At 74.0% G+C, this 25,227-nt stretch carries 21 protein-coding genes and 1 pseudogene; 13 read left to right on the top strand and 9 right to left on the bottom strand.

Features of this window, described 5'->3' with window-relative positions; genetic code table 11:
* Nucleotides 1-93: 93 nt before the first annotated feature.
* Nucleotides 94-738: a response regulator transcription factor gene (locus IF27_RS05535; protein WP_052848217.1), complete on the bottom strand. Its 645-nt coding sequence runs from the start codon at nt 736-738 to the stop codon at nt 94-96.
* Nucleotides 729-1,793 carry a sensor histidine kinase gene (locus IF27_RS05530; RefSeq protein WP_052848216.1) on the bottom strand — a complete coding sequence of 355 codons (1,065 nt, stop codon included), beginning with the start codon at nt 1,791-1,793 and terminating at the stop codon, nt 729-731. The genes IF27_RS05535 and IF27_RS05530 overlap by 10 nt, the downstream gene beginning before the upstream one ends.
* Before the next feature lie 122 nt (nt 1,794-1,915).
* Between IF27_RS05530 and IF27_RS05525 the strand changes: the two genes are divergently transcribed.
* Nucleotides 1,916-2,572, top strand: coding sequence for a VTT domain-containing protein (locus tag IF27_RS05525; RefSeq protein WP_052848215.1), 657 nt, complete (start codon nt 1,916-1,918; stop codon nt 2,570-2,572).
* A 256-nt stretch (nt 2,573-2,828) separates the two neighbouring features.
* Entirely contained in the window at nt 2,829-3,665 is an 837-nt protein-coding gene (locus IF27_RS05520; RefSeq protein ID WP_052848214.1) for a nitroreductase/quinone reductase family protein, read from the top strand.
* A 49-nt stretch (nt 3,666-3,714) separates the two neighbouring features.
* On the opposite strand, the gene IF27_RS05515 is transcribed toward IF27_RS05520, so the two are convergent.
* Nucleotides 3,715-4,572, bottom strand: coding sequence for an aldo/keto reductase (locus IF27_RS05515; protein ID WP_052848213.1), 858 nt, complete (start codon nt 4,570-4,572; stop codon nt 3,715-3,717).
* Between the two features lie 205 nt (nt 4,573-4,777).
* Here IF27_RS05515 and IF27_RS05510 point away from each other — a divergent pair, with 205 nt between their 5' ends.
* Nucleotides 4,778-5,887: a PucR family transcriptional regulator gene (locus IF27_RS05510; RefSeq protein WP_223290926.1), complete on the top strand. Its 1,110-nt coding sequence runs from the start codon at nt 4,778-4,780 to the stop codon at nt 5,885-5,887.
* A 79-nt stretch (nt 5,888-5,966) separates the two neighbouring features.
* Here IF27_RS05510 and IF27_RS05505 read toward each other — a convergent pair whose 3' ends face one another.
* Both IF27_RS05505 and IF27_RS05500 read right to left on the bottom strand, forming a co-directional pair.
* The gene (locus tag IF27_RS05505) at nt 5,967-7,427 is read right to left on the bottom strand and encodes a flotillin family protein (protein ID WP_052848212.1); all 1,461 of its coding nucleotides are present in this window, start codon (nt 7,425-7,427) and stop codon (nt 5,967-5,969) included.
* Nucleotides 7,428-7,450: 23 nt separating this feature from the next.
* Nucleotides 7,451-7,942, bottom strand: coding sequence for a hypothetical protein (locus IF27_RS05500; protein WP_052848211.1), 492 nt, complete (start codon nt 7,940-7,942; stop codon nt 7,451-7,453).
* 221 nt (nt 7,943-8,163) lie between these two features.
* Between IF27_RS05500 and IF27_RS05495 the strand changes: the two genes are divergently transcribed.
* Together IF27_RS05495 and IF27_RS05490 are read left to right on the top strand one after the other, a co-directional pair.
* Entirely contained in the window at nt 8,164-9,177 is a 1,014-nt protein-coding gene (locus IF27_RS05495) for an aldo/keto reductase (RefSeq protein WP_052848210.1), read from the top strand.
* A 110-nt stretch (nt 9,178-9,287) separates the two neighbouring features.
* Nucleotides 9,288-10,085 (top strand): VOC family protein, encoded by a 798-nt coding sequence (locus IF27_RS05490; RefSeq protein WP_052848209.1) that lies wholly within the window; start codon nt 9,288-9,290, stop codon nt 10,083-10,085.
* A 101-nt stretch (nt 10,086-10,186) separates the two neighbouring features.
* Here the strand turns inward: IF27_RS05490 and IF27_RS05485 are convergent, their stop codons facing one another.
* Entirely contained in the window at nt 10,187-10,762 is a 576-nt protein-coding gene (locus IF27_RS05485) for a TerD family protein (RefSeq protein ID WP_052848208.1), read from the bottom strand.
* Between the two features lie 163 nt (nt 10,763-10,925).
* Here IF27_RS05485 and IF27_RS05480 point away from each other — a divergent pair, with 163 nt between their 5' ends.
* From IF27_RS05480 to IF27_RS05465, 4 genes are all read left to right on the top strand, one after another.
* Complete coding sequence (locus tag IF27_RS05480) at nt 10,926-11,402, top strand: BlaI/MecI/CopY family transcriptional regulator (protein ID WP_052848207.1); 477 nt, start codon at nt 10,926-10,928, stop codon at nt 11,400-11,402.
* A gap of 4 nt (nt 11,403-11,406) precedes the next feature.
* On the top strand, nt 11,407-12,345 hold the full coding sequence (locus IF27_RS05475) for a M56 family metallopeptidase (RefSeq protein ID WP_052848206.1): 939 nt from the start codon (nt 11,407-11,409) through the stop codon (nt 12,343-12,345).
* A gap of 341 nt (nt 12,346-12,686) precedes the next feature.
* Nucleotides 12,687-14,015, top strand: coding sequence for a hemolysin family protein (locus tag IF27_RS05470; protein ID WP_052848438.1), 1,329 nt, complete (start codon nt 12,687-12,689; stop codon nt 14,013-14,015).
* A complete protein-coding gene (locus IF27_RS05465) occupies nt 14,012-15,037 on the top strand; it encodes a hemolysin family protein (RefSeq protein ID WP_052848205.1) in 1,026 nt (341 codons plus the stop codon). The genes IF27_RS05470 and IF27_RS05465 overlap by 4 nt, the downstream gene beginning before the upstream one ends.
* 63 nt (nt 15,038-15,100) lie before the next feature.
* Here the strand turns inward: IF27_RS05465 and IF27_RS05460 are convergent, their stop codons facing one another.
* Complete coding sequence (locus IF27_RS05460) at nt 15,101-16,588, bottom strand: FGGY-family carbohydrate kinase (RefSeq protein ID WP_223290939.1); 1,488 nt, start codon at nt 16,586-16,588, stop codon at nt 15,101-15,103.
* A 46-nt stretch (nt 16,589-16,634) separates the two neighbouring features.
* On the opposite strand from IF27_RS05460, the gene IF27_RS05455 reads away from it, so the two are divergent.
* The 3 genes from IF27_RS05455 to IF27_RS05445 all read left to right on the top strand — a co-directional run bounded on the left by IF27_RS05455 (nt 16,635) and on the right by IF27_RS05445 (nt 19,399).
* Nucleotides 16,635-17,444, top strand: coding sequence for an Fpg/Nei family DNA glycosylase (locus tag IF27_RS05455; RefSeq protein WP_052848437.1), 810 nt, complete (start codon nt 16,635-16,637; stop codon nt 17,442-17,444).
* 141 nt (nt 17,445-17,585) lie between these two features.
* Nucleotides 17,586-18,827: a hypothetical protein gene (locus tag IF27_RS05450; protein ID WP_110945565.1), complete on the top strand. Its 1,242-nt coding sequence runs from the start codon at nt 17,586-17,588 to the stop codon at nt 18,825-18,827.
* The gene (locus IF27_RS05445) at nt 18,824-19,399 is read left to right on the top strand and encodes a hypothetical protein (protein WP_052848202.1); all 576 of its coding nucleotides are present in this window, start codon (nt 18,824-18,826) and stop codon (nt 19,397-19,399) included. The genes IF27_RS05450 and IF27_RS05445 overlap by 4 nt, the downstream gene beginning before the upstream one ends.
* 29 nt (nt 19,400-19,428) lie before the next feature.
* On the opposite strand, the gene IF27_RS05440 is transcribed toward IF27_RS05445, so the two are convergent.
* Together IF27_RS05440 and IF27_RS32125 are read right to left on the bottom strand one after the other, a co-directional pair.
* Nucleotides 19,429-21,066: a tetratricopeptide repeat protein gene (locus IF27_RS05440; protein ID WP_476713123.1), complete on the bottom strand. Its 1,638-nt coding sequence runs from the start codon at nt 21,064-21,066 to the stop codon at nt 19,429-19,431.
* Nucleotides 21,067-21,162: 96 nt separating this feature from the next.
* Nucleotides 21,163-21,822, bottom strand: a pseudogene (locus IF27_RS32125) (ATP-binding protein); the annotation flags it as partial.
* A gap of 230 nt (nt 21,823-22,052) precedes the next feature.
* Here IF27_RS32125 and IF27_RS05435 point away from each other — a divergent pair.
* The gene (locus tag IF27_RS05435) at nt 22,053-25,178 is read left to right on the top strand and encodes an AfsR/SARP family transcriptional regulator (RefSeq protein WP_052848201.1); all 3,126 of its coding nucleotides are present in this window, start codon (nt 22,053-22,055) and stop codon (nt 25,176-25,178) included.
* Nucleotides 25,179-25,227 lie beyond the last annotated feature (49 nt).

The following is a 25,227-nucleotide window of genomic DNA, read 5'->3' as shown; positions in this document are numbered from 1 at the left end:
CGCCGAACCCCACCCCGCCGCCGCCCCCCACGGTGCCCGGCTGCCGCCGAACGCAGCCGGGCATCGTGGGGCACCCACGTCCCGCGGGCGCGCTCAGCCGCCCAGGTAGCGCAGCACGGCCAGCACCCGGCGGCTGTGCCCCGAGCCGCCCGACAGGCCGAGCTTGTCGAAGATCGCGTTGATGTGCTTCTCGACCGCGCTGCGCGACACGTACAGCCGCCGCGCGATCACCTCGTTCGTGCACCCCTGCGCCATCTCCCGCAGCACGTCGCGCTCGCGCGGCGTGAGCCGGGCCAGCGGGTCCGTGTGCGTGCTGCGCGCCAGCAGCCGCCGTACGACCTCCGGGTCGAACGCCGCCTGGCCCGCCCGTACGCGTTCCAGGGCGCCGAGGAACTCCTCGACCTCCACCACCCGGTCCTTCAGCAGGTAGCCGACGCCGCCCGGGTCGCCGCCCAGCAGCTCCGTCGCGTACCGGCGCTCCACGTACTGCGACAGCACGAGCACCCCCACGGACGGGTGACGGCGGCGGATCTCCAGGGCCGCGCGCAGCCCCTCGTCCGTGTGTGTCGGGGGCATCCGCACGTCCACCACCGCCACGTCCGGCGGGTCACGGTCCACGGCGGCGAGCAGCGCGGCGGCGTCGCCCACGGTCGCGGTCACCTCGTGGCCCTCCTCGGCGAGCAGCCGCGCCAGGCCCTCGCGCAGCAGGGTCGAGTCGTCGGCCAGGATCAGGCGCACGGCAGCTCCAGTTCGAGGGTCGTCGGGCCGCCCGCCGGGCTGTCCACGCGCAGCCGCCCGTCGAGCGCGGCGGCCCGCCGCGCGAGCCCGAGCAGGCCGCCGCCCGCCGGGTCGGCGCCGCCGGTGCCGTCGTCGCCGACGGTCGCGGTCAGCCCCGCCGGGTGCCCGGCGACCCGGATCGTCACCCGGCTCGCGCCCGCGTGCTTGACGGCGTTGGTGACCGCCTCGGAGACGACGAAGTACACGACGGCGGCGGCGTGGCGCTCCGGCGTGGACGCGAGGGCGTACTCCAGCGTCACCGGCAGCGTGGCCCGTTCCGCCACCGCTTCGAGTGCCGCTTCGAGCCCCGCCTCGTCCAGCACCGCGGGATAGACGCGCCAGGCGACCTCGCGCAGCTCGGCGAGCGCCTGCGCGGCCTCCCGCTGGGCCTGCCCGACCAGGTCGAGCGTCCGTTCCCGGTCCGCGCCGCGCCCCGCCCGGCCGAGGAGCACGCCGAGGGCGACGATGCGCTGCTGCACGCCGTCGTGCAGGTCGCGCTCGATGCGGCGGCGCTCCTCGTGCACGGCCTCGACGACCCCGGCGCGGCTGGTGGCCAGCTCGTCGATGCGGCGCTCCAGTGCGGCGCGCGCCTCGTCGCCCAGCACGCGCTGCGCGAGGCCCGCCTCAAGGCGCGCCACGGCGGGCACCCCGTGCACGGCGAGGAAGAGCAGCAGCATCCCGCCGAACCCGCTGGGCACCACGGACCAGCCGAAGAGCCACACGCCCCAGACCAGCAGCGACGCGTACACGGCGCCGACGAGCGCCGCCAGCAGCACCAGGCCGCCGAGCAGCCCCACCGGCAGCCGCAACGCGAGGAAGCGCAGCGCCGCCGGTCCGTCCGCGCCGCCCCCCGTGAGCCGCCCCGCGACGCGGTGGACGGCGCGGCGCGCGACGTCCGGGCCCGCCAGCAGGACGGGCGAGGCGAGGACGAGGAGGGCGGCTCCGGCGAGGGCGCTGACCGTACCGGCGGCCAGAAGACCCGCGGCGGACAGCCACCGGGATACGGCGGCGGGCATGGCCCCGACGCTACCGGGCGGGCCCGGCGCGGGGGACTGCGGTTTTCCGCAGGGTCCGCTGAGGCCGCCCGGATCGCTTTCGACCGCTCCGAGTTTGTAGCGTTCGGCGTGTGATCGTATCCATGGCATCCCCCGTACGGCTCGCCGCCACCGAGGACCCCGGCGGTATCACCGGCTGGGCGACCAGTCTGATGGAGAGCCTCGGCGCCCCAGGCGCCGGTGCCGCCATCGCGCTGGAGAACCTTTTCCCGCCCCTGCCCAGCGAGGTGATCCTCCCCCTGGCGGGCTTCACGGCCAGCCAGGGCGACATGAACCTGATCGCCGCTCTCGTGTGGACGACCATCGGCTCCGTCGTCGGCGCCTGGGCGCTGTACGGCATCGGCGCGCTCTTCGGCCGCGAGCGGCTGATCGCGGTCGCCGCGAAGCTGCCGCTGGTCAAGGTCGAGGACATCGAGAAGACCGAGCGCTGGTTCGCCAAGCACGGCACCAAGGCGATCTTCTTCGGCCGCATGATCCCCATCTTCCGCAGCCTCATCTCCATCCCGGCCGGGGTGGAGCGGATGCCGCTGGGGACGTTCCTGCTGCTCACGACGTTGGGCAGCGCGATCTGGAACACGATCTTCGTCCTGGCGGGCTACCGCCTCGGCGAGGACTGGGAGCAGGTCAGCGACATCGTCGGCACGTACTCGACGGGCGTGGTCGCCGTCGTGGCGCTCGGCGTCGTCGGGTTCGTCGTCTACCGGATCATGCGCCCAGGTGAGGGCAAGCGCCGGGCGTGACGGCGCGGCGGGCCGCGGCGCCCGTCCTGCCGCCCGGGACACGGGCGGCGGGGCGGGCGCCGTTGTCGTGCCCGCCGCGCCGCGCATATGATCGGCCCGTGACTACCGGGTCGGCCCAGCGCCATGCACGAGTGAGGCACCCGGCCACGGCGTGAGCCCCCGGCGGGCGCGAGGCCCGCCGCCGCCCGGCACACCGCCCGTACGGGGCGGACGCTGCCCGGCTCACCCCCAGTCACCGTGGAGACGACACTTCCGCATGCCCGCAGACTTCAACCAGCACGTCATCGACAGCTTCCGCGCGAACGACGGGCAGGTCGGCCCGCCCTTCGAGAACGCGCGGCTCCTCCTGCTCACCACCACGGGCGCCCGCTCCGGCGCCCCGCACACCACCCCCGTCGGCTACCTCCCCGACGACGAGCGCGTCCTCGTCATCGCCTCGGCGGGCGGCGCCGACCGGCACCCGGCCTGGTACCACAACCTGCGCGCGCACCCCCTCGTCACCGTCGAGGACGGCGTCTTCACGTACGAGGCGCGCGCCACCGTCCTCGACGGCGAGGAGCGCGACCTGATGTTCGCGCGGGCGGTCGAGACCGACCCCGGCTGGGCCGAGTATCAGGAGCGGACGGCCCGCGTCATCCCCGTCGTCGCGCTGGAGGCCGCGGGCGTCCCGCGCCCGAACCACACGCGCGGCGGCGCCATGCTCCGCTCGGTCCACGACGGCTACCGCCGCGAACTCGCCCTGATCCGCGCCGAGCTGGCGGCGTCGGGCCCGCTCGTCGGCGCGCAGCTGCGCGCCAACTGCCTGACGGTCTGCTCGGGCCTCGGCAACCACCACGGCGGGGAGGACGGCGCGATCTTCCCGTTCCTGGCCGCCGGGCGGCCCGCGCTGACGCCCGTGCTCGACCGGCTGCGGGAGGAACACGTGGCCATCGCGGCGCTCACCCTGGAGCTGCGGCAGCTGCTCGCGGACGGCGGGGAGCGGCGTACGGCGGACCTGCTGCCCGCCTTCGACCGGCTCGCCGGGGAGCTGATCGCCCACCTCGACCGTGAGGAGGCCGAGCTGCTGCCCGCGCTGGACGCGCTCATCCCCTGACGGGACGCGGCGGGCGGACCGAGCGGCCCGCCCGCCGCACCCGCGCGCGTCAGGCCGCGTCCAGCTCCGCCAACTCCTCGGCGCTCAGCACGAGCTCCGTCGCCCGCACCGAGTCGCGGATCGTCTCGGGCCGCGACGACCCCGGGATCGGGATCACGACGGGCGCCTTCGCCAACTGCCAGGCGAGCGCGACCTGCTGCGGGCTCACGCCGTGCTCGCCCGCGATGCGCGCGTACGCGCCGAACCGCTCGCCGAGCCCCGCGGCGTTGCCGATGCCGCCCAGCGGGCTCCACGGCAGGAACGCCACGTCGAGCGCCGCGCACAGCTCAAGCTCCGGCTCGCTGGAGCGGAAGGCGGGCGAGAACTGGTTCTGCACGCTCGTCAGCCGTCCGTCCAGGATCTCGTCCGCCTGCCTGATCTGGTCGGGGTCGGCGTTGGAGATGCCCGCGTAGCGGATCTTCCCCTCGTCCAGCAGGTCCCGCAGCGCGCCGATCGAGTCGGCGTAGGGGACGGTCGGGTCGGGGCGGTGGAACTGGTAGAGGCCGATCGCCTCGACGCCCAGGCGCCGCAGCGACTCCTCACAGGCCCGCTTCAGGTGCTCGGGCGAGCCGTCCTGCGTCCATCCGACGCCCGGCCGCAGATGGCCGCCCTTCGTGGCGACCAGGACGCCCGACGTGTCGCCGCCCCAGCTCGCCAGGGCCTCGGCGACCAGCGACTCGTTGTGGCCCTCGTCACCCGGGCCGAGGTGGTACGCGTCGGCCGTGTCGAGCAGCGTGACGCCCGCGTCCAGCGCGGCGTGGATCGTCGCGACGGAGCGCGCGCGGTCCGGCCGCCCTTCGATGGACATGGGCATGCAGCCCAGGCCGATCGCGCTGACGTTCTCCTTGCCTATGCGGCGTGTGTCCATGGTGGGACTCCCCCTCCTCGATGATGTACGCACGGTGGTGTCCTCGCGGTGGACAACCTCTCAAGTCCCTTGCCCCGCACGCCTATTCCCGCCGCGGCCACGAAGGTGCCCCGGTCGGGGACGAAGGGCTGTCGGCGGGGTCGTCTATTGTCGTCCCGGCGCGCGCCGACCCGGGCCCGCGCCCGACCGGGGGGAGGGGACCGGCGTGACCACGGACGAGACGGCGCTGCCGCCCTGGTGCCTCGCGGGCTGGGCCGACACCCTCGCCGAGGTCTCCCGCACCGGCCGACGGCTCACCGGCGAGGAGATACGGGCCCGGCGCGCGGTGGGGGAGCGGGCCGCGCGCGAGGGGTACGCGCTGCGCGAGATGGTCCGCGCCCACCTGGCCGCCGCCCGTACCGCCTGGCGCGACCTGCCCGGCGTGCGCGGCGTGCAGACCGCGAGCGCGCTGCGGGCCGCGGCCGAGAGCGTCCTCGCCGCCGCCGAGGTCGCCGTGGACGCCTTCGCGGAAGGCTACGAACGCGCGCAGTTCCTCGCCGTGCGCCGCGACGAGGCGGCCCGCCGCGAGTTCATCGACGACCTGCTGCACGGCCGGGGTGAACCCGGCACGGTCGCGTCGCGCGCGGACCGGTTCGGCTTCCCCCTCGCCCACTCGCACGCCGTCGGCGTCGCGCGCGGCCCCGAGCCCTACGACGACACGCACCCGCTGACCCGCCGCGTGGAAGGCGCGCTGAGCAGCCGGTTCGGCGCCCGCGAGGTGCTGCTCACGACGAAGGACGGCCGCCTCGTCTGCGTCTCGCCCGGCGGCAGGCCCGAGGTCCTTGAGTACTTCGCCGCCCAGACGCAGGCCGCCCTGCCCGCCACCGGTGAGGGCCGCACCGCCCTCGGCCGCGCCCACCCGGGCCCGGCCGGGATCGCCCACTCCTACGAGGAGGCGCGCACCGCCCTGGACATCGCCGACCGCATGCCGCTCGACGCCCCCGTGCTGCGCGCCGCCGACCTGCTCGTCTTCCCCGTCCTCACCCGCGACCGGCAGGCGATGGCCGACCTCGTGCTGTCCGTCCTCGGCCCGCTCGACGCCGCCAGGGGCGGCGCGGAACCGCTGGTGCGCACCCTGGACGTCTACTTCGGCGCCGGGTGCGTCTCCGCCGAGGCGGCCAGGCGCCTGTCGCTCAGCGTCCGCGCCCTGACGTACCGGCTCGCGCGCGTCCACGACCTGACCGGCTCCGACCCGGCCGACCCCTTCCAGCGCTACACGCTCCAGACGGCCGTCATCGGCGCCCGTCTCCTCGGCTGGCCCGCGCAGCCGCTCTGACGCCCGCCGCCGACACCCGCCGCCGCGCGCGGACGCCCGGGGACCGGCCACGCGGACCGGCCCCCGGGCGTGCGTCGCGTCACTCCGCGCGTTCCACCGCGGCCCCGTCGCCCGGCGCGGCGCCGTTGACCTGCGGCTGCGCGCCGGAGACCCCGCCGAGCCCCGGCACACCCGCCTTGCCCGCGAGCCCCGACAGCACCGCCGAGACGTCGATGCCGGTCGCCGTGGACAGCAGCTCCATGCCCTGCGTCACGTTGTCCGCCACGACGCGCGGCAGCCGCCCGGCGCCGTCCGTCGAGATGACCGTCATCTTGTCGATCGCCGAGATCGGCTCCGCGGCCTTCCCGACCACCTGCGGCAGCACCTCCACCAGCATCTGGAGCACCGCCGCCTCGCCGTACTGGGCGTACGCGTCGGCCTTCTGCCGCATCGCCCCGGCCTCCGCCGCGCCGACCGCCGCCTTGGCCGCGGCCTCCGCCTCGCCCTCGATCCTGGCGGCCTGCGCCAGCGCCGACCTGCGCTGCTTCTCGCCCTCACCGGTGAGCCTGGCGCGTTCCGCCGCCGCCCGCGCGGAGGCCACCTCGGCCACCCGCCGCGCCTCGGCCTCCTGCTCGGCCCGGTACCGCTCGGCGTCCGCTGGCTTGCGGACCTGCGCGTCGAGCTGCCGGTCGGTCAGCGCGGCCTGGCGCTCGGCCACCTTCTCCTGCTGGACGAGCACCTCCTGCTGCCGCGCCGCCTCCGCGAGGGGCCCGGCCGCGTTGGCCTTCGCCGCCGCCGCGTCCGTCTCCGCCTTGATCTCGGCCTGCCGCAGGTACAGCGTCCGCTGCGCGACCGCGATCTCCTCCTCGGCCCGCAGCCGCGCCTGCTCGGCGCTGCGCCTGGCCTCCGCCTCCGCGACGTCGGCCACCTGCCGTGCCCGCGCCGCCTCCGGCCTGCCCAGGTCCGCCAGGTAGCTGCCCTCGGCCGTGATGTCCTGGATCTGGAACGTGTCGAGCACCAGGCCCTGCCCCGAGAGGCTGGCCTCCGCCTCCTCCGCCACCTGCCCGGCGAACGCCGCCCGGTCGCGGATCACGTCCTCCACCGCCATGCGTCCCACGATGGAGCGCAGCGCGCCCGACAGCACCTCCTGGGTGAACGTCACGACGCCGCCCTGCTGCCGCAGGAAGCGCTGCGCCGCCGACCTGATGGCCTCCTCGCTGCCGCCCACCTTCACGATGGCGACACCGTCCAGGTTCACCTTCACGCCGCGCAGCGTCACCGCGCCGCGCACCGCGACGGGGATGTGGCGGCTCGACAGGTCGAGCACGTGCCGCTGCTGCACCAGCGGAATCACGAACACCCCGCCGCCGACGACGACCTTCTGCCCGCTGTTGTCCCGGGTGACATGCCCGGTGACCGGGTCGGTGGACACCTTGCCCCGCCGCCCCGTGATGATGAACGCGTCGCTCGGCCCTGCCACCTTGTACCGCGAGACGACCACCAGGCCGAGCAGTACGAACAGCACGACGATGCCGACGACGGCGATCATGACCGCACTCATCTTGTTGACTCCCCTCCGCTGATTCAGCGTTCGACGGGGCGTACCTCGATCGAGGTGGCCGACAGCACGCCGACCACCCAGACCTCCGCCCCCACCGGCACGGCCTGGGCGCTGCGGGCGGACAGCTTCACGCGCAGTCCCGCCACGTTCAGCAGGACCTCGCCGTAGCCGCCGCCGGGTATCGCCGTGACGACGGCCCCCGCCGCGCCCACGAGACTCTCGTCCCGCTGGGCCGCGTCCCCGTCGTCGCGCATCAACGCCCGGCTCACCCGCACCACCACCCAGGCCGCACCGCCCCCCACCACGGTCCCCGCACCGAGTGCCGGGACCACTCCCAGCCCGGTCACCGCGAGCGTGATCGCTCCGGTGAAGCCGAGCAGGGAGGTGAAGGCGGTCACCGCCGGCAACGAGACGACCCCGTCCAGGTCGAGGAGCCCCTCCACCACCCCGTCCAGGACCAGGGCCAGGAGCAGCAGGACCAGTCCGACTATGCCGAGACCGAGAAACCACTCCATCGCCGCCGCCTCCCCCGTGCGCCGCCTTCCGGCTTGCTGCATGGATGGTGACACCAACGGAACGGTGGCGCACTGCCTTGTTCCGGCAATCTTGACGAGTTTTTAATGCCGGTCGCCGACCCCGCCGCCCGGCGGCCCGGCACGCGCGGGCTTGTGCTCGCGTGGACTCCAGCTCCTAGCGTGGCGGTCCTTCCGCACCCGTGAGATGGGGAGTAACGCACGTGAAAACCGTGGCACTCGGACGCACCGGCGAGCGCGTCAGCGAACTGGCCCTCGGCTGCATGCTGATGGGCACCAGGACGGAGGAGGCGACCGCCTTCACCCTCCTGGACCGCTATCGGGAGGACGGCGGTTCCTTCCTCGACACGGCCGACTGCTACGCCTGGTGGGAGAGCCGGGACAGCTTCGGCGGGGAGAGCGAGTCCCTCCTCGGCCGCTGGTTCGCCCGCACCGGCAGCCGTGACGACGTCTTCCTCGCGACCAAGGGCAGCGCGCGGCTCGCCTCGCTCGACGGCGTGTGGGGCGACGGGCCCGGGCCCATCCCGGACGCCGCCACCCGCATCGGCTACGAGGGCGCGGGCGCCGACACCCTGCGGCGCGCGCTCGACGCCAGCCTGCGCAGACTCGGCACCGACCACGTGGACCTGTACTACGTCCACGTGGACGACCGGGCGACGCCGCTCGAAGAGACCCTCGAAGCCCTCGCCGGACTGGTGGCGGCGGGCAAGACCCGCTACATCGGCTGGTCCAACGTCAGGACATGGCGGCTCGAACGCATCAGGGCCCTGTGCGAACGCCACGGCTGGCCCGCCCCCGTCGCCCTCCAGCAGCAGCACTCGTACCTGCGCCGCCGCGCCGGGCTCGACCAGGCGTCGATCGTGGACGGCGAACAGCTCGACCACCTGCGCGCGCACGACGATCTGACGCTCGTCGCGTACTCGCCGGTCCTGAAGGGCGCCTACGACGACCCGGCGCGGCGCAGCGGCACCCCCACGATGGAGGCGTACGAGGGGCCGGACGCGACGGCGCGGTTCGCGGCGGTGGACGAGGTCGCGCGGGAGACGGGCGCGACGCCCGGGCAGGTCGTGCTGGCCTGGCTGCTGCGGCAGGACGACCCCGGGCTCGTGCCGCTGGTGGGCCCGCGGACGTACGAGCAGTACCTGTCGGCGGCGGCGGCCGTCGAGCTGCGGCTGACGGCGGAGCAGGTGGCGAGGCTGGACGCGGCGGGGGCGTAGCGGCGCCGGGCGCGCGGTGTCCGGCGGGCGGTTGTCAGTGGGGGATGTCACTCTGTGTAGGCGAAGAGTCGCGCTCCGGACGGGGCGCGCGGCACAGCGAGAGGACCGTCATGATCACCACCGACCACGTCACCGGCTCGCCCTGCTGGATCGACCTGGGCACGCCCGACATGGAGGCCGCCACCGCGTTCTACGGCGCGGTCTTCGGCTGGACGCTGGAGCCGGGGGACGTCTCCGTGCCGGGCGGCTACGGCATCCTGCGGCTGCGCGGCCGGGCGGTCGCCGGGATCGCGCCGCTCACCGAGAGCGGCGCGAGACCCGCCTGGACGGTCTACTTCGCGACGGCGGACGCCGACGCCACCGCCGCCGGGGCGCGGGCGGCCGGGGGATCGGTGCGCGTGGCACCGGCGGACGTCGGGTCCGAGGGGAGGTTCGCGCAGCTCACCGACCCGCAGGGCGGGCGCTTCGCCGTCTGGCAGCCGGGGGAGCGGCGGGGTCTCGACGCCGTGGACGGCCCCGGGACCCTCAGCTGGGTCGAGCTGTACACCCCGGACGACGGCGCGGCGCTCGCGTTCTACCGCGCGCTCTTCGGCTGGGAGACGGACGCGACGCCGCTGCCCGAGGGCGGCGGCGGGACGTACACGCAGATCGGCCCGGCCGGGCGGGGCGAGGAGCACAGGTGCGGAGGTGTCCTCAAGGTCCCGGCCGACGCGCTGGAGGTCCAGGGCGGCGCGGCGTCCTGGCACGCGATGCTCGGCAGCGAGGACTGCGACGCGGCGGTCGCCCGCGCCAGGGACAACGGGGGCACCGTCCGGATGGGGCCGGAGGACGTCCCGGGCGTCGGCCGTCTCGCCGTCGTCCTCGACCCCTCGGGCGCCGACTTCGTGATCCTCACCCCGGCGGGCTGAGCGGGCCGGGCGCGGGCCGTGCGGGGCCCGGACGCACGGACGCCGGGCCGCCCGTGAGGGTGGCCCGGCGCGGCAGGGCGGGTGATGCGGTACCGGGACGGTCAGACGTTCACGCCGTAGTCGGCCGCGATACCGGCCAGACCCGACGCGTACCCCTGGCCCACGGCGCGGAACTTCCACTCAGCGCCGTGCCGGTACAGCTCGCCGAAGATCATCGCGGTCTCGGTCGCCGCGTCCTCGCTCAGGTCGTAGCGGGCGATCTCCGCGCCGCCCGCCTGGTTGACCACGCGGATGAACGCGTTCTTGACCTGGCCGAAGCTCTGCCCGCGGTTGCCCGCGTCGTAGATCGACACCGGGAAGACCACGCTCGTGATCTCCGGGGGCACGCCCGCGAGATCCACCTTGATCACCTCGTCGTCGCCCTCGCCCTCACCGGTGAGGTTGTCGCCGGTGTGCTCGACAGAACCGTCGGGGCTGCGCAGGTTGTTGAAGAAGACGAAGTGCTGGTCCGACGCCACCTTGCCGCCGCTGGTGCACAGCAGGGCGCTGGCGTCGAGGTCGTAATCGACGCCGGTGGTGGTCCGCACGTCCCAGCCCAGACCGACCAGCACGGCGGTCAGCCCCGGCGCCTCCTTCGTCAACGAGACGTTGCCGCCCTTGGACAGGGAAACTCCCATGACTCTCCTCCTTGGGTCCGCCGCGGTCCTCAGGCCCGCGCTCGCGCGCTGCGGCGGCCACCGGCCGCCCGTCCCGAATCTACAACAGCGTAGAAGAACGGAGAACCGGGCCCCGCAGCCCTCACCGGTACGATATTCCGCGCCCGTGCAGGAGGTGAGGAAGATGGCGGACGGACATCCCGCGACCGGCGGCGAGCCCGACGGTCCTCCCGCGCGCCCGCGCCGTCGCGGACAGGGCCAGTTGGAGGCCCAGGTGCTCTCCGCCCTCGGCCAGTCGCCGGGCCCCGCCACCGCCGCCTGGGTGCAGGAACGTCTCGGCGGCGGCCTCGCGTACACCACCGTCGTCACCATCCTGACGCGCCTGCGCGTCAAGGGCGCCGTCACCCGCGAACGCGCGGGCCGCTCCTTCGTGTGGACCCCGGCCGCCGACGTCGCCGGGCTCGCCGCCTTCCGCATGCGCCGCGTCCTGGAGAGCGAGACCGACCGCCACGCCGTCCTCGCCAGCTTCGTCAGCGCCCTCGGCCCCGACGACGAGCGTCTGTTGCGCGCCCTCCTCGCCGAGGAGGACCCGGACGGCCCGGAGGACACCCCGGACGGCGGCCCGGGCCACGGGCCGCGGACAGAAGGAGGCAAGGACTGACGCGATGGGCGTATTCGTGCTGCTGCCACTCGTGCTGCCGCTGACCGCCTGGCCCATGGCGCGCCTCGCGGCCGTCCACCTCGCCCCCCGCCGCGCCACCCGGCTGCTCACCGCCGTCGCCGTCGTCCTCGCCGTCTCCAGCACCCTGTGCCTCGCGCTGCTCATGGTCGTCGGCACGGCGCAGCTCCCCGGCAACCCGCTGCCCGACGCCTGGTCCGACCCGGCCGTCCGCGCCGCCGTCCCGTTCGAGGACGTCGCGGGCCGCGCCGCCATCCCCGCGCTGCTCGCCGTCGCCTGGGCCTGCGCGCACGCCCTGTGGTGCCACCACCGCCTGCGCCGCCGTGCCACCCGCGCCCTGGCCGGAGTACCGGGCCGCGCCCGCCTCGCCCTGCTCCCCGACGAACTGCCCTACGCGTACGCCCTCCCAGGACGCCCCGGCCGCATCGTCGTCTCCAGCGGGCTCCTCACCCGCCTCGACATACGGGAACGCCGTGCGCTCATCGCCCACGAGCGCGCCCACCTCACCGGCCACCACCACCGCTACCTGCTGGCCGTCCAGCTCGCCGCCCGCGCCCACCCGTTCCTGCGCCCCCTGCGCACCACCGTGAGCTTCACGACCGAACGCTGGGCCGACGAGGACGCCGCCCGCGCCGTCGGCGACCGACGCGCCGTGGCGCGGGCCATCGGCAAGGCCGCGCTCGCCGGACAGGGGCGGACCAGTCCCGCCGTGACCCTCCCGGCCCTCGCGGCACCCGGCCCCGTGCCCCGCCGCGTGGCCGCGCTGCTCGGCCCGGTGCCCGCCGACCGCCGCTGGCCCCCGCCCGCGAGCGCCGCCGGTCTCGCCGCCTGGGCCGCCGCGGCGGGCACGGCCGTCTCCGCCCTCTCCGCCGTCAACGCCGCCGTCACCCTGCTGCTCGTCCTCAAGGCGGCCACCGCCCTGTGAGCTCGGCCGCCGTGGACACGGCGCGCGGCGGCGGGGGAATGGATCGCCCCGCCCGGCCGTTCACCCGGTGACCCCGGGCCGTTTTTCCACGGCCCAGGCCGGTTGGCAGGGCTCATTTTCTACGGCACTGTAGAACCCGGTGGCCGGGCGGCAGCCCGAACGGACGGCCCCGCCGTCCCCGCCTGCCCCCTGTGTCCCGTTTGCCAGTCCTTTACGATGGGGTCACTCGATCGACCCCCCCGAGCCCGAAGGAGCCCGGTCCGCACGATGGACGAGCCTCCCAGTACCTGCCGTGTCACCTCCCACGACCGCCGTGCGCGCGAGGAGAGCGGGGTGACATGGTGACCGAGGTACTCCTTCTGCTGCTCGCACTCGCACTCACCCTGGCCTGCGCCATCTTCGTCGCGGCCGAGTTCTCCCTCACGACCGTCGAGCGCGCCGACCTGGAGCGCGCCGCGCAGACCGGTGACAAGGGCGCCGCCCGCGCGCTCGGCGCCGTGCGCCGCCTCACGTTCCAGCTCTCCGGCGCCCAGCTCGGCATCACCGTGACCTCGCTCGTCATCGGCATGCTCGCCGAGCCCGCGTTCGCCACCCTCCTGAGCGGCCCGCTGGAGGCCACCGGGCTGCCGGAAGGCGCCGTGTCGCCGGTGGCCGTGACGCTGGGCGTCGTGTGCTCCACCGTGGTCCTGATGGTCATCGGCGAGCTGGTCCCGAAGAACTGGGCCATCTCCCGCCCGCTGACCGTCGCCCGCGCCGTCGCCGGGCCGCAGCGCGCCTTCACGGCCGCGTTCGCCCCGTTCATCCGGCACCTCAACGACACGGCGAACCACCTCGTGCGCCGCGCCGGGCTCGAACCGACGGAGGAGCTGGCCTCGGCCCGCACCCCGCAGGAACTCATCGCCCTGGCACGCCACTCCGCCGCCCAGGGCGTCCTGCCCTCCGACTCGGCCGAGCTGTTCGTCCGCACGCTCCACCTCGGCGACCTGACCGCCGAGAACGTCATGACGCCGCGCGTGGACGTCCACGCGCTGCACGTCTCGGCGACCGCGGCCGACGCCGCCAACCTCACGCTCGCCACCGGCCTGTCCCGCTTCCCCGTCTACCGCGACGGACTCGACGACATCGCCGGGGTCGTCTCCATCAAGGACGTCCTCACCCTGGACGAGGGCGACCGCGCGGGCACCGCCGTCTCCGCCCTCATGGCCGAGGCCCTGCTCGTCCCCGACAGCGTCGCCGTGGACCGCCTGCTGGAGCAGCTGCGCGGCAACCGGTCGCTCGCCGTCGTCGTGGACGAGTACGGCGGCACGGCCGGGGTCGTCACGCTGGAGGACATCGTCGAGGAGGTCGTCGGCGAGGTCCGCGACGAGCACGACCCGGACGAGGACCCCGACCTGGCGCCCGCGGGCACCGGGAGCTGGGAGGCCGACGGCAGCCTGCGCGTGGACCAGCTCGCCAGGATCGGCGTCGCCGCCCCCGAGGGCCCCTACGAGACCGTCGCCGGTCTCGTCGCCACCGAGCTGGCGCGTATACCCGCCATCGGCGACACGGTCGAGGTCGCCGGCTGGCGCCTCACCGTCCTGCTGACGGCGCACCACCGCGCCGACCGCGTCCGCATCGACGTGCTCCAGCCCTCCCACACCACCGCCGACCCGGCGGGTGAGGTCCGATGACCGCGTTCCAACTGGCCCTCGGCGTGCTCACGCTGTTCACCAACGCGTTCTTCGTCGGCGCGGAGTTCGCGCTGATCTCGGTGCGCCGCGACCAGATCGAACCGCGCGCCGAACGCGGCGAGCGCGGCGCCCGCACCGTGCTGTGGGCGCTCCAGCACCTGTCCGCGATGATGGCGACCGCCCAGCTGGGCATCACCGTCTCCTCCCTGGTGCTCGGCGCGGTCGCCGAACCGGCGATCGTGCACCTCCTGGAGCCCGCCTTCGACTCCATGGGCGTGCCCCACTCCCTGGTGCACCCGATCGCGTTCGCCATCGCGCTCGCCCTCGCGACGTACCTGCACATGCTCTTCGGCGAGATGGTGCCGAAGAACATCGCGCTCGCCGCGCCCGAGCGCACCGCGCTGCTCCTCGGCCCGCCCCTGGTCGGCCTCACGCGCGCGCTGCGCCCGGTCATCTTCGGCATCAACGCCTTCGCCAACACGCTGCTGCGGATGCTGAAGGTCGAGCCGAAGGACGAGGTCGCGTCCGTCTTCACCGACGACGAACTGGCGCGCATCGTGCAGGACTCCAGCGACGCCGGGCTGCTGGAGGCGGGGGAGAGCGAACGCCTGCGCGTCGCGCTCTCGCTTGGCACGCGCACCGTCACGGAGATCACGGTGCCCGTCGGCCGCATGGTCACGGTGGACCACCGCGTGACGCCGCGCCGCCTGGAGCAGGCCGCCGCGACGTCCGGCTACTCCCGCTTCCCCGTGACGGGCCCCGGGCACACGGTCCTCGGCTTCCTGCACGTGAAGGACTCGCTGGAGGCCCAGGGCCGCGACCGGCCGTTCCCCCGCGAGGCGCTGCACCCGGTCATCCGCATCGCGCCGACCACGCCGCTGGACGACGCGCTCACCGCGATGCGCGCCGCCTCCACGCACCTCGCGGCCGTGACCAGCGACAAGGGCACGCTGCTCGGGTTCGTGACGATGGAGGACGTGCTCACGGAGCTGGTCGGCCCGCCGACCGCCCCGGCCGCCTGACCCCTGACGGGCGGGCCCCCGCGCGGGGGCCCGCCCGTCGTCACGTCGTCACGTCTTCACCGCTCACCACTCGCCGCGCTGGAGCGCCGCGAGCGCGTGCGCGGCCTCGCGCGTCGCCGGGTAGAGGCCGCGGTACAGGCCGTACAGCCGGTCGTACACCGCAGCCGTCGCCTGGTCGGGCTCCACGGTCCGCACGACCGGGTTCCACCCCGCGATGTCGCCGGGCGCCGCCGCGCCCACGCCCACGGCCGCCAGGAACGCGTCGCCGTACGCCGCCCCTATCGTGTGCCGGGGCACCTCCTGCGCGTGCCCCGTCACGTCGCTGACGATCCGCGTCCACAGCTCACGCGCCCCGCCGCCCACCGCCACCAGCCGCCGCGCGGGCACCCCGGCGGCCTCCGTCATCACCTCAAGGTTGTGCCGGACACCGAAGGCCGTGCCCTCAAGCGCCGACCGGTACAGGTGGCCGCGCCCGTGCCGCAGCGTCAGCCCCGCGACGAGGCCGCGCGCGTCCGGGTCGAACAGCGGGGTGCGCTCGCCCGCGAAGTAGGGGAGGGTGACCAGCCCCTCGGCGCCGGGCGCCACGGCCGCCGCCTCACGGACCAGCGTCGCCCAGTCGCCGCCGGTCAGCTCCCGCAGCCAGCCGGTGACGGCGCCCGAGGTGGCCATGCCGGCCGCCAGGCAGTACGTGCCGGGGAACGCGCCGCGCGTCGTCCACAGCCGCGCGTCGGGCGTGGACGGGCCGTCCATCACGCGGGCGAGGAACATCGTCGTGCCGTACATCACCATCAGGTCGCCGGGGCCCGTCGCCCCCACGGCCACCGCCTCGGCCCACGCGTCGATCGTCCCGGCGACCACCGGCGTGCCGGGCGCGAGGCCCGTCAGCTCCGCCGCCTGCCGCGTGACCTCACCCACGACCTCGCCGGGCCACAGCAGTTCGGGCCACTCAAGGCCCGGCGCTATCCCGTCGCACCGGTCGGCGATCCAGCCGCCCCGCCGCAGGTCGTACAGCGGCGTGCACTGGCTGGCCGAGTGGTGGTCGAGCACGTACCGGCCGGTCAGCCGGTGCACCAGGAAAGACCCGGCCATGAACCAGCGGCGCGCGCGCCCGTACACCTCCGGCTCCTCCTCCCGCAGCCACGCCAGCTTGGGCCCGACGGCCTGGCTGGTGAGCGGCGAGCCGCAGCGCTCCAGCACCGGCCCGTCGCCGTACGCGGCGCGCTGCGCGGCTATCTGCGCGCCCGCGCGCGTGTCCACGCCGTACAGGATCGCCGGGCGCAGCGGGCGGTCGTCCGCGTCCACCGGCAGGACGCACGGGCCGATGCCGCTGAGCCCGACGGCGGCGACGCGTTCGCCGTCCGGGAGCGCGGCGAGCAGCTCGGCGGTCAGCGCGGCGAAGTCGGCCCACCACACGCCCTCGGCGTCGTGCTCCACCCAGCCGGGGCGCGGCGTGTCCGTCCTGTGCTCCCGCTCCGCGCGCGCCACGAGCGTGCCGTCCGCGCGGACCAGGACGCCCTTGGACCCCGACGTCCCGATGTCCATCCCCATCATCACCGTCACGCGCCCCACCGTAGGCGGCTGGCGCATCATGGAGAACATGCCTGAAGGAGACACCGTCCGGCAGGTCGCCGACCGGCTGGACGCCGCGCTCGCCGGGCGCCGTCTGACGCGCTCCGACCTGCGCGTCCCGCGCCTGGCCACCGCCGACCTGACCGGCAGGACCGTCCTCGGCGTGACCCCGCGCGGCAAGCACCTGCTCACCCGCATCGACGGCGGCCTGACGCTGCACTCGCACCTACGGATGGACGGCGCGTGGCAGGTGTACGGGCCCGGCCGCCGCTGGTCGGGCGGCCCCGCGCACCAGATCCGCGCGATCCTCGGCACGGCGGAGGCGACCGCCGTCGGCTACCGGCTGCCCGTCCTCGACCTGCTGCGGACCGCCGACGAGCCCCGCGTCGTCGGCCACCTCGGGCCCGACCTGCTCGGCCCCGACTGGGACGCGCCCGAGGCGCGGCGGCGGCTCCTCGCCGACCCGGCCCGCCCGCTCGGCGAGGCGCTGCTCGACCAGCGCGTGATGGCGGGCGTCGGCAACGTGTTCATGGCCGAGCTGTGCTTCCTGACCGGGGCGACGCCCTGGCTGCCCGTCGGCGAGCTGGCCGACCCCGGCGCGCTGGTGACGCTCGCCCACGACCTCCTCACCGCGAACCGCGACCGCCCCGACCGGACGACGACCTCCCCCGGGCTGCTGGCGCGCACCGGCCGCCGTCTCCACGTGTACGCGCAGCGGGGGCGGCCGTGCATGCGCTGCGGGACGCCGATCCGCGTGACCCGCGAGACCCCGGGCCACCCCCGCCCGACGTACTGGTGCCCCCACTGCCAACACGGCCCACCACCCCCGCGGCACTGACGCGACTCCCCTCGGACGCCAGGAGCGATACGCCGCTCACCTGGGCTGCAAGGCTTCTGCAACCCTTCGGCAAGCGATCCGTCGGGCGGGTGGGGCACTGGCCCGGTGGACCGAACTGTTGATCACCCACTGGGGGAAACCATGTCCGCCGACAGCAGACGTACGACGCCTGCGCTGATCCAGCAGGGACAGTGGGCCACTGTCCCCGACTGCAAGAGAATGCTCGTCGTCGTCCACACCATCACCTACGCGCAGCGGCTCCAGGAAGTCGTCCAGTCGCTGGAGTCCGATCTGCGGGTCCAGGTGGTCTTCACCGTGGCGCCGCACGCCTTCGGCCAGGGCGCCCGGCGTTACCTCCACGACCAGGGGATCGCCACGGTGCCCTGGCGGTACGCCGTGAACACACCGTTCGACCTCGCCCTCGCCGCCGGGTCGCAGGGAATGCACGCCGTCCGGGCGCCGGTGATCCGGCTGTCCCACGGGGCGGGGCACATCAAGCTCCTCCGCGACGGCACGGAGGAGACCACACGCGGGCCCGGCATGCTGAGCCGACGTCACCTCCTGCACGACGGCCGGGTCATGCCGACCGCGATCGCCCTGGCCCACGCACGGGAGCTGGACATGCTGTCCCGTTCGTGCCCCGAGGCCCTGCCCGTGGCCACGGTCGTCGGCGACCCGAGCCACGACCGCGTCCTCGCCAGCAGGGACAGGCGCCATGCCTACCGCCGCGCCCTCGGCCTCGGTGACGACCAGCAACTCGTCGTCGTCGCGTCCACCTGGGGCCGGTCCGCCGCGTTCGGGCGGCTCGACACGTTCCTGCCGCGCCTCCTGGGCGAGTTGCCCGGCCGGAGGTTCCGCGTCGCAGTCCTGGTGCATCCCAACGTCTGGTCGGGCCACGGCCCCTGGCAGGTGCACAGCTGGCTCGCCGGGGGCATGCGCCACGGCGCGCTGCTCGTTCCCCCGGAAGCGAACTGGCAGTCCCTGCTGGTGGCGAGCGACTTCCTGATCGGCGACCACGGTTCCGTCACCGCGTACGGGACCCTCGCCGACGTCCCGATCCTGATGTCGGGAGTGCCCCGCTCCGAAGTCGCCCCGGACTCACCTGCGGCGGCGCTGGCCGCACTCGCCCCGGCCCTCTCCTCGGCACGCCCGCTGGGCGAGCAACTGCGCTACGCCGCCGAGCGGTACCGGAGCGGGGCCTACGACTCGGTCGCGGCGCTCATCTCGTCGGCGCCCGGCGAGTTCCAACAGCGGATGCGCGGGCTCCTCTACAGGGCGCTGGGGCTGGGCGAGCCCGCCTACGTGCCCCGGACCCCCCGCGCTCCACTGCCGCCGCCCCTGTCGAGCTGGAAGCGGCCGGGCGCGGGGAGGTGGGTGGCGTGAGCGCGCGATTCGTCGGCGTCCGGATCGGCACGACGCGCCGGGAAGCCCGTCTCGCCGAACGGGCGTACGGGACCGCGCGCGTCGGTGAGGCGCCGACCACGCTCGTCGTCGCCGCGTCACCGGTCCGTACGTGGGGCGCGGTCATCGAGGACACCGACGCGCTGCCGCCGCGCATCGCGGCGGGAAGCGCCGACCACCACCTTCGGGTGGACGTGGACTGCCCCGTGTCCGGGAGATGGTCAGGACTCGCCGATGTGCTCGTCGCGACCGCCGCGCCCACCCGGGAGTGCGCGCGGCGTCGGACGGCGGCTCTCCGGTCGGCCCACCCCGGCTGCCTCGTGACGGTCGTTCCGATGCTCGGGCGTGGTGCCTGCCTGCTGGGTACGGGCGACGTCCGCTGTGTGGAGGCAACCGTGGTCACCGGCGCGGCGGGCACGCCGTCCGCACTCTGGCCGATGCTCGGTTCCTTCCTCCACGCATGGCTGTCCGCCGGGAGGGGACTTGAGGACCTCTTGCGCATGACCCTGTTCGTGCGCGGACCGCACGGCACTTATGTCGTGACGGCTCGCTGAACGGGAGCGCCGGGGGCCGTTTTCCGGGATCATTCGGCCCGGAGGCGGCCCTCGACGCGCTCCCTGTCGCGGGGGCTCAGCGGGCCGAGCGCCGCCAGCGCCTGTCGGTACCAGTCGATGGCCTCCTCCGGCGCCCCTGCCGCTTCGGCGGCCTGCCCCAGCATCTCCATGCAGCGCGCCTGCCAGACCAAGGAGCCGGTGGCGCGGAACTCGTCGAGGGCGATGCGGAGATGACGGGTTCCCTCCCGGACGGTGTCCTCGGGCGCGGTGGCGGAGGCGAGCGTCTGCCCGAGGAGAGCCAGCGCCCGGGCGGCGTCGTACGCGTCCCCGACCGCGACGAGGCCGTCACGTGCGTCCGTCAGGTACGCGACTGCCTCCCGCGTGCGTCCCAGTGACTCGGAGACCTGGCCCAGGACGACACGGGAGAGCGCCGCCCCGCGCACGTAACCGATGCCCTCCCGCATCCGCAGCGCGTCGAGAAGACACGCCTCGGCCTCCGCCGGACGACCGGCCTCGAAGAGGGCGACGCCCAGCCCGTGTGTCGCCTGCGCCTCGTCACGGCGGTCGTCGTCCTCCCGGGCCAGGTGGAGCGCCTCCCGGTACCACTCGGCCGCCTCGTCCGGCTGCCCCGAGTTCCGCAGCCCGTTGCCCCCCGATGTGAGCATGCGCCGCAGGGCGGCACGGTCCCCGGTCCTTCTCGCGGCATCGCGACCCAGACGGTGCGTCTCGACCCAGAGCTCGGCGGGCCGCAGCCTGAGGAAGAGCGGCCATGCCGCATCCGTCAACTGCCAGCAGGCGGCGTCCCACCCGGACGCCGCGCAGTACCTGATGGCCTCGCCCAGCATGACCTGGTGCGCGGCCAGCCAGGAGAGCGCGCTCGCGGCGTCACGGTGCCCGGCGAACGATCCTGGCGCGCCGGGGGACTCCCTCGGGAGCGTCCGATGGCTCGGCGTGAGCAACTCCTCGGCAGCGGTCGCCCCGAGGAGCAGCCAGTCCACGAACCTCCGCAGGACGGCCGTGCGTTCCGACGGCCCCACGGCGTCGCCGCGGCGGCGTGCGTGGGCATGGACGAGATCGTGGAACCTGTACGAGTCGGGACCCAGGTCTTCCAGCATGTTCGTCTCCACCAGTGACTCCACCACGCGGTCCGCCTCCCAGGGGCTGAGCGCGCAGGCAGCGGCGACCAGATCGACGGAGAACACGTTCGTCGGGAGCATGCCGAGGCGGGCATACGCATGTGCCGCCTCGGGTTCCAGCAGATCGTAGGACTCGTCCAGGGCGACCTTGATCGCCGCTTGGCCCTCCAGGCGCAGTTCCTCCAGCGGACCGATGCCCCGGGCGAGGGAGACCGCCATCGTGGCGAGCAGTTGACGCGGGCGCGCGGCCAGCCGCGCGGCGGCAAGGCACACCGCCAGCGGAAGACACGCGCACAGGGTCACGACGTCGCGCGCCGCGTCGCGTTCCCGGCCGATCCGGTCGCCGCCGCCTCCCAGGCCGAGCAGCCGCACCGCCGCCTCGGGGGCGAGCGCCCGCAGTCGGTGCAGGGAGGCTCCTTCCGCGACGAGCCCGGTGAGCTGGTTGCGACTGGTCACCACGGTCAGGCTCCGGTCGGCGCTCCCGGGCAGCAGGGGACGGACCTGCGCCGCCGTGAGCGCGTTGTCCAGCACGACCGCCACTCCCGACCGTGCGGTGAACGAACGCCAGAGCGCGGATTTCTCCGATAACCGGACGGGAATGTCGGTCACGCCGAGTGCGCGGAGAAAACGGTCCAGCACGTCTTCCGACCTCAACGCCTGAGAGACGGAGTATCCGCCGAGATCGGCGTAGAACGAACCACCCGGATATTCGTGTTCCAGGGCGCCCACCCAGTGGGAGACGAGCGCGGACTTCCCCACTCCCGCCGGTCCGCTCACCACGATCAAGCGGGGCGAGGGAGAGCTCTCCCCACGGCTCGCGTCCAGCTCCGCGATTTCCGTCTCCCGTCCGACCAAATGCTGGGAGACGGCCGGAATCTGGCGTGGTACCGGCAGAGCGGTCGAGGCCGGTGTGTGATGGATGTGGATGCCCCCGCCGATGTCCCTGGCCTGCACCTGGTGTCCGGCGACGAGTGCGGCTCCGCCGAGGTGGTTGGAGTGCGCGGGCGGGGGACCGGCCGGGAGCGCCGAGAGGGCGGACAGCGCTGTCAATGCCGTCAGGAGCCGGCTGTCCGAGGCGGCTGCGCGCTCCAGCGCCGCCGCGGCTTGGGAGACGGCGGCCGTCGAAGGCGCCGTGAGCGCGCTGTCCCATGCCTCGGCCAGTGCTCGGTCCGTCGCCGTCGCATCCTGCACCGCGCGGTTCAGCTGCGTCAGACCGGCTTGGTGGGGCACGCCTTTCGTGCCGGTCAGTACCTCGTGCACTATGCGAGCAATTTCGCGTCTGTCCATAGCCTCCCCCTCGTGTCACCACGGCAGCGGAGCGTCGGCGAGGACCATCGCACGGACGCACCGCGTCGTTCCCGACACGGATCAACTACCCAGTGACGACGGGATCTGATCTCGCCCCGAGGGAATACGGGAAATGGCGAAACCTGCTGATGGGGTGGTGTGGCTCACGCCCGATTATCGTGCGATCATCGGAACACGGAAAGGGTGCCATACCGGCGGGGAGGGCGCTGGTGGAGTTCCGTATAGCGGTCCTCGGCCCGGTCCAGGCATATATGGACGGACAGCCCTGTGATCTCGGCACGCCGAAGCAGAAATTGGTCCTTGCGGCGCTCGCCTGGGACGTCGGCCGGACGGTGGGCAGGGACACGCTGATCAGGCGCGTATGGGGCGACGATCCCCCGGGCCGACCGGAGCAGAATCTTCAGAGCTATGTCGCGCGCGTGCGCAAGGCCCTCGGTCCGACAGGCAAGGAGCGCCTGCTCGGGGCCGACGGCGGCTACCGCCTGGACGCCCATCCGGACAGGGTGGACGCTCATCACCATGTGACGCTGACGGACCAGGCGCGTGCCCTCGCCGACAACGGCAGCTTCGACGCGGCTCTGGCACTCCTCAGGGAGGCGCGTACCCTCCGGAGAGGCGAGACCCTGGCCGGTCTGCCCGGCGGCTGGGCCCAGGAGGTCAGGGCGCGGGTGCACGACCGGGAGATTCGGGTGGCTCTCCTGGAGGCGAGCATCACCCTGCGGCTCGGGCGTCATCACGAGACCGTCGCCCGTCTCCAGGCGTTGACGGACGATGCTCCGGACGATGAATCGCTGGTCGCCCATCTGGCGCTCGCGCTCCACGGCGCGGGGCGGGACGCCGAGGCTCTCCGCCTGCTCCACCGGACGGCGCACCGCCTGCGCCGTCGGTACGGCACCGGCCTCAGCGTGCGACTCCAGAGCATCAGACGCGGAATCGACGAGGGCGTGCCGGACGCCGAACTGCTCACCCTCATCGGGGTCTCGGCCGCAGCGGGGCCGCCCGAACCGGTGCCCGACAACCTTCCGCGGGGAACGCCGCTGGTCGGACGGGCGGCGGAGTTGCAGTACTTCGGTACCTTGGTAGCGAATGTCACTGATGTGCTATCATCCGCCGTCGCGTTGGAAGCCATCGACGGCATGGGGGGCGTCGGCAAGACCACGCTCGCGGTCCAGGTCGGCCATCAGCTGCGCGACCGTTTCCCCGACGGACGGATCTTCCTCGCACTGCTCGGCCACGATCCGGCCCAGCCCGCACTCGCCCCGGAGAACGCCCTGCGCGAGCTGCTCCGGCTGATCGGTGTGCCCCAGGGGGCGGTTCCGTCGAACCTCGACCAGCTGGCCGCGCTCTGGCGCCAGGAGATGAGCCGCCGCCGGGTGCTGGTCATCCTGGACGACGCGCTCAACGCCGACCAGGTGGAGCCTCTGTTGCCCGGCGCGTCCCCCTCGCTCGTGATCATCACCAGCCGCAGACGCCTCGCGGGGCTCAGCGGCGTACGGTCGCTCGCTCTCGACGTCCTGCCCGAGGACGAGGCGGTCGCGCTGTTCCGGCGCCAACTGCCGGAACACCAGGCGGCGGACCGCGAGGAGGTGGCGCGCGTGGTCCGCCTGTGCTCCTACCTGCCGCTGGCCATCGACATAGCCGCCTGCCGCCTGCTCACCCGCCCGGCGTGGACCACCACCGACCTCGCCGACCGCCTGGCGTCCTCGCCCACCGGCCGACTCGACGAGTTCCGGGACGGCACGCGTGGGCTCGTCGATGCCTTCTCCATGTCCTACCGAGTCCTGACCACTGCTCAGAAACGGTTCTTCCGTATCGTCGGCCTCTACCCGGGGACCGATTTCGGGCCGCACGCCGCGGCGGCGCTGGCCGGGGTGCCGGTGGACGGGGCGGAGCACCTGCTCGAAGAGCTGTTGCGGGTCAACCTGTTCAGGGAGCAGTCCACCAACCGGTTCAGCGTGCACGACCTGTTGCGTGAGTACGCACGGACCCTCGCCTCCCGTGGCGAGGCGGTCGCCGCCATCCACCGCCTCACGGAAACGGTGCTCCAGGCCGCCGACTTGGCGGACCGGCTCGCCTACCCTCACCGCCTGCGGGTCGGCCTCACGGAGCACGAGTCGGCGGGTGCGCGGCCGGACGCCGCCCGCTGGCTCGAAGCGGTGGGCCACCGGGACTGGTTCACCGTCGAGGGGCGCAACCTCCTTGCGCTGCTTGAGCACCTGCGTGCCTTCGGTCCGGCGCGCTCGCACGCCCTGCTGACGCATGTACTGGCGGGCTTCCTGGAGAACGAGGGCTATCTGCTGACGGCGCTCCCTCACCTCAAGCAGGCGGTCGAGCACTGGGAACGGACCGGCGAGGACGGCCCCCGGACCCGCGCGCTCCTCGACCTCAGCGCCGTCCACACCCATGTCGGCGACTACGAGGAGGCATTGCGGCTGGCCGCTGAGGCGGTGGAGATCGCGCGAGCGATCGGGGACATCGATGCTGAGATGCAGGTGCTGCACCACACCGGCACACTTCACTGGCACACGGGGCACTACCGGGAGGCGGTGCTGTTGCAGCGCCACGTGCTTCGGCTACGGCAGCAGTACGCCGATGATCGACAGGTCGCCAGGAGCCTGAACCTTCTGGGGGTGTGCCTGCTGCACCTGGGCAAGTGGCAGGAAGCTCGGCAACACTTCCGTCATGCCGTCGTGATCTTCAGCGGCATGGGCGACAAGCGTGGCCTCTACAGGACCCTGAACAACCTCTCCGAGCTGATGGCGAGAGCCGGGCGTCGGTCGGAGGCGCTGGTGGTCTGTCAGCAGGCACTCGCTCTGGCCAGGCCCGGCGCCGGCCGCGCGGAACTCGCCCTCCTGCACAGCACCGAGGCGAAGCTCCGCACCATGCTCGGTGACACCGATCAGTCCTTGATTCTCTACCGGGAGGCACTGCCCGTCATACGCAGCGGAGGGGAACTTCTTCTCGAAAGTGTCGTGCTGAACGGGCTCGGGATCTCCCTTCGCGTCGCCGGGCAGGTCGATGAGGCCCTGCCGCACCACGCCACGGCGCTCGCGCTGGCCCGCCGCATCCACGCCCCCAACGAAGAGATGCAGGCGTTGCGCGAGCTGGGGCATGTCGAGTACCTCACGGGACGTCACGAGCAGGCTGTCGGCCATGCCGAGGAGGCGCTGGAGATCGCCCGGCGGCTCGCGTCACCCGACGAAGTGGCGGTGTCTCTGTCGCTGCTCGCCTGCCTCAAGGGGCACTTGGGGTTCACCGCTGATGCGGAGCGGCTGCGCCGGGAGGCGAGTGTCTTCGAGGCAGGCATGCGTGAGCAACTGGCCGAGCTGGACTGACGTGATCCGGCCTTACCTCATCACGCCCCACAAGGACGGCTCACACGCA

Source organism: Streptomyces avicenniae (genome assembly GCF_000719135.1).
Taxonomy (GTDB): domain Bacteria; phylum Actinomycetota; class Actinomycetes; order Streptomycetales; family Streptomycetaceae; genus Streptomyces; species Streptomyces avicenniae.
Note: the sequence above shows the minus strand (reverse complement) of the source record. Positions and strands in the feature narration are given on the sequence as shown.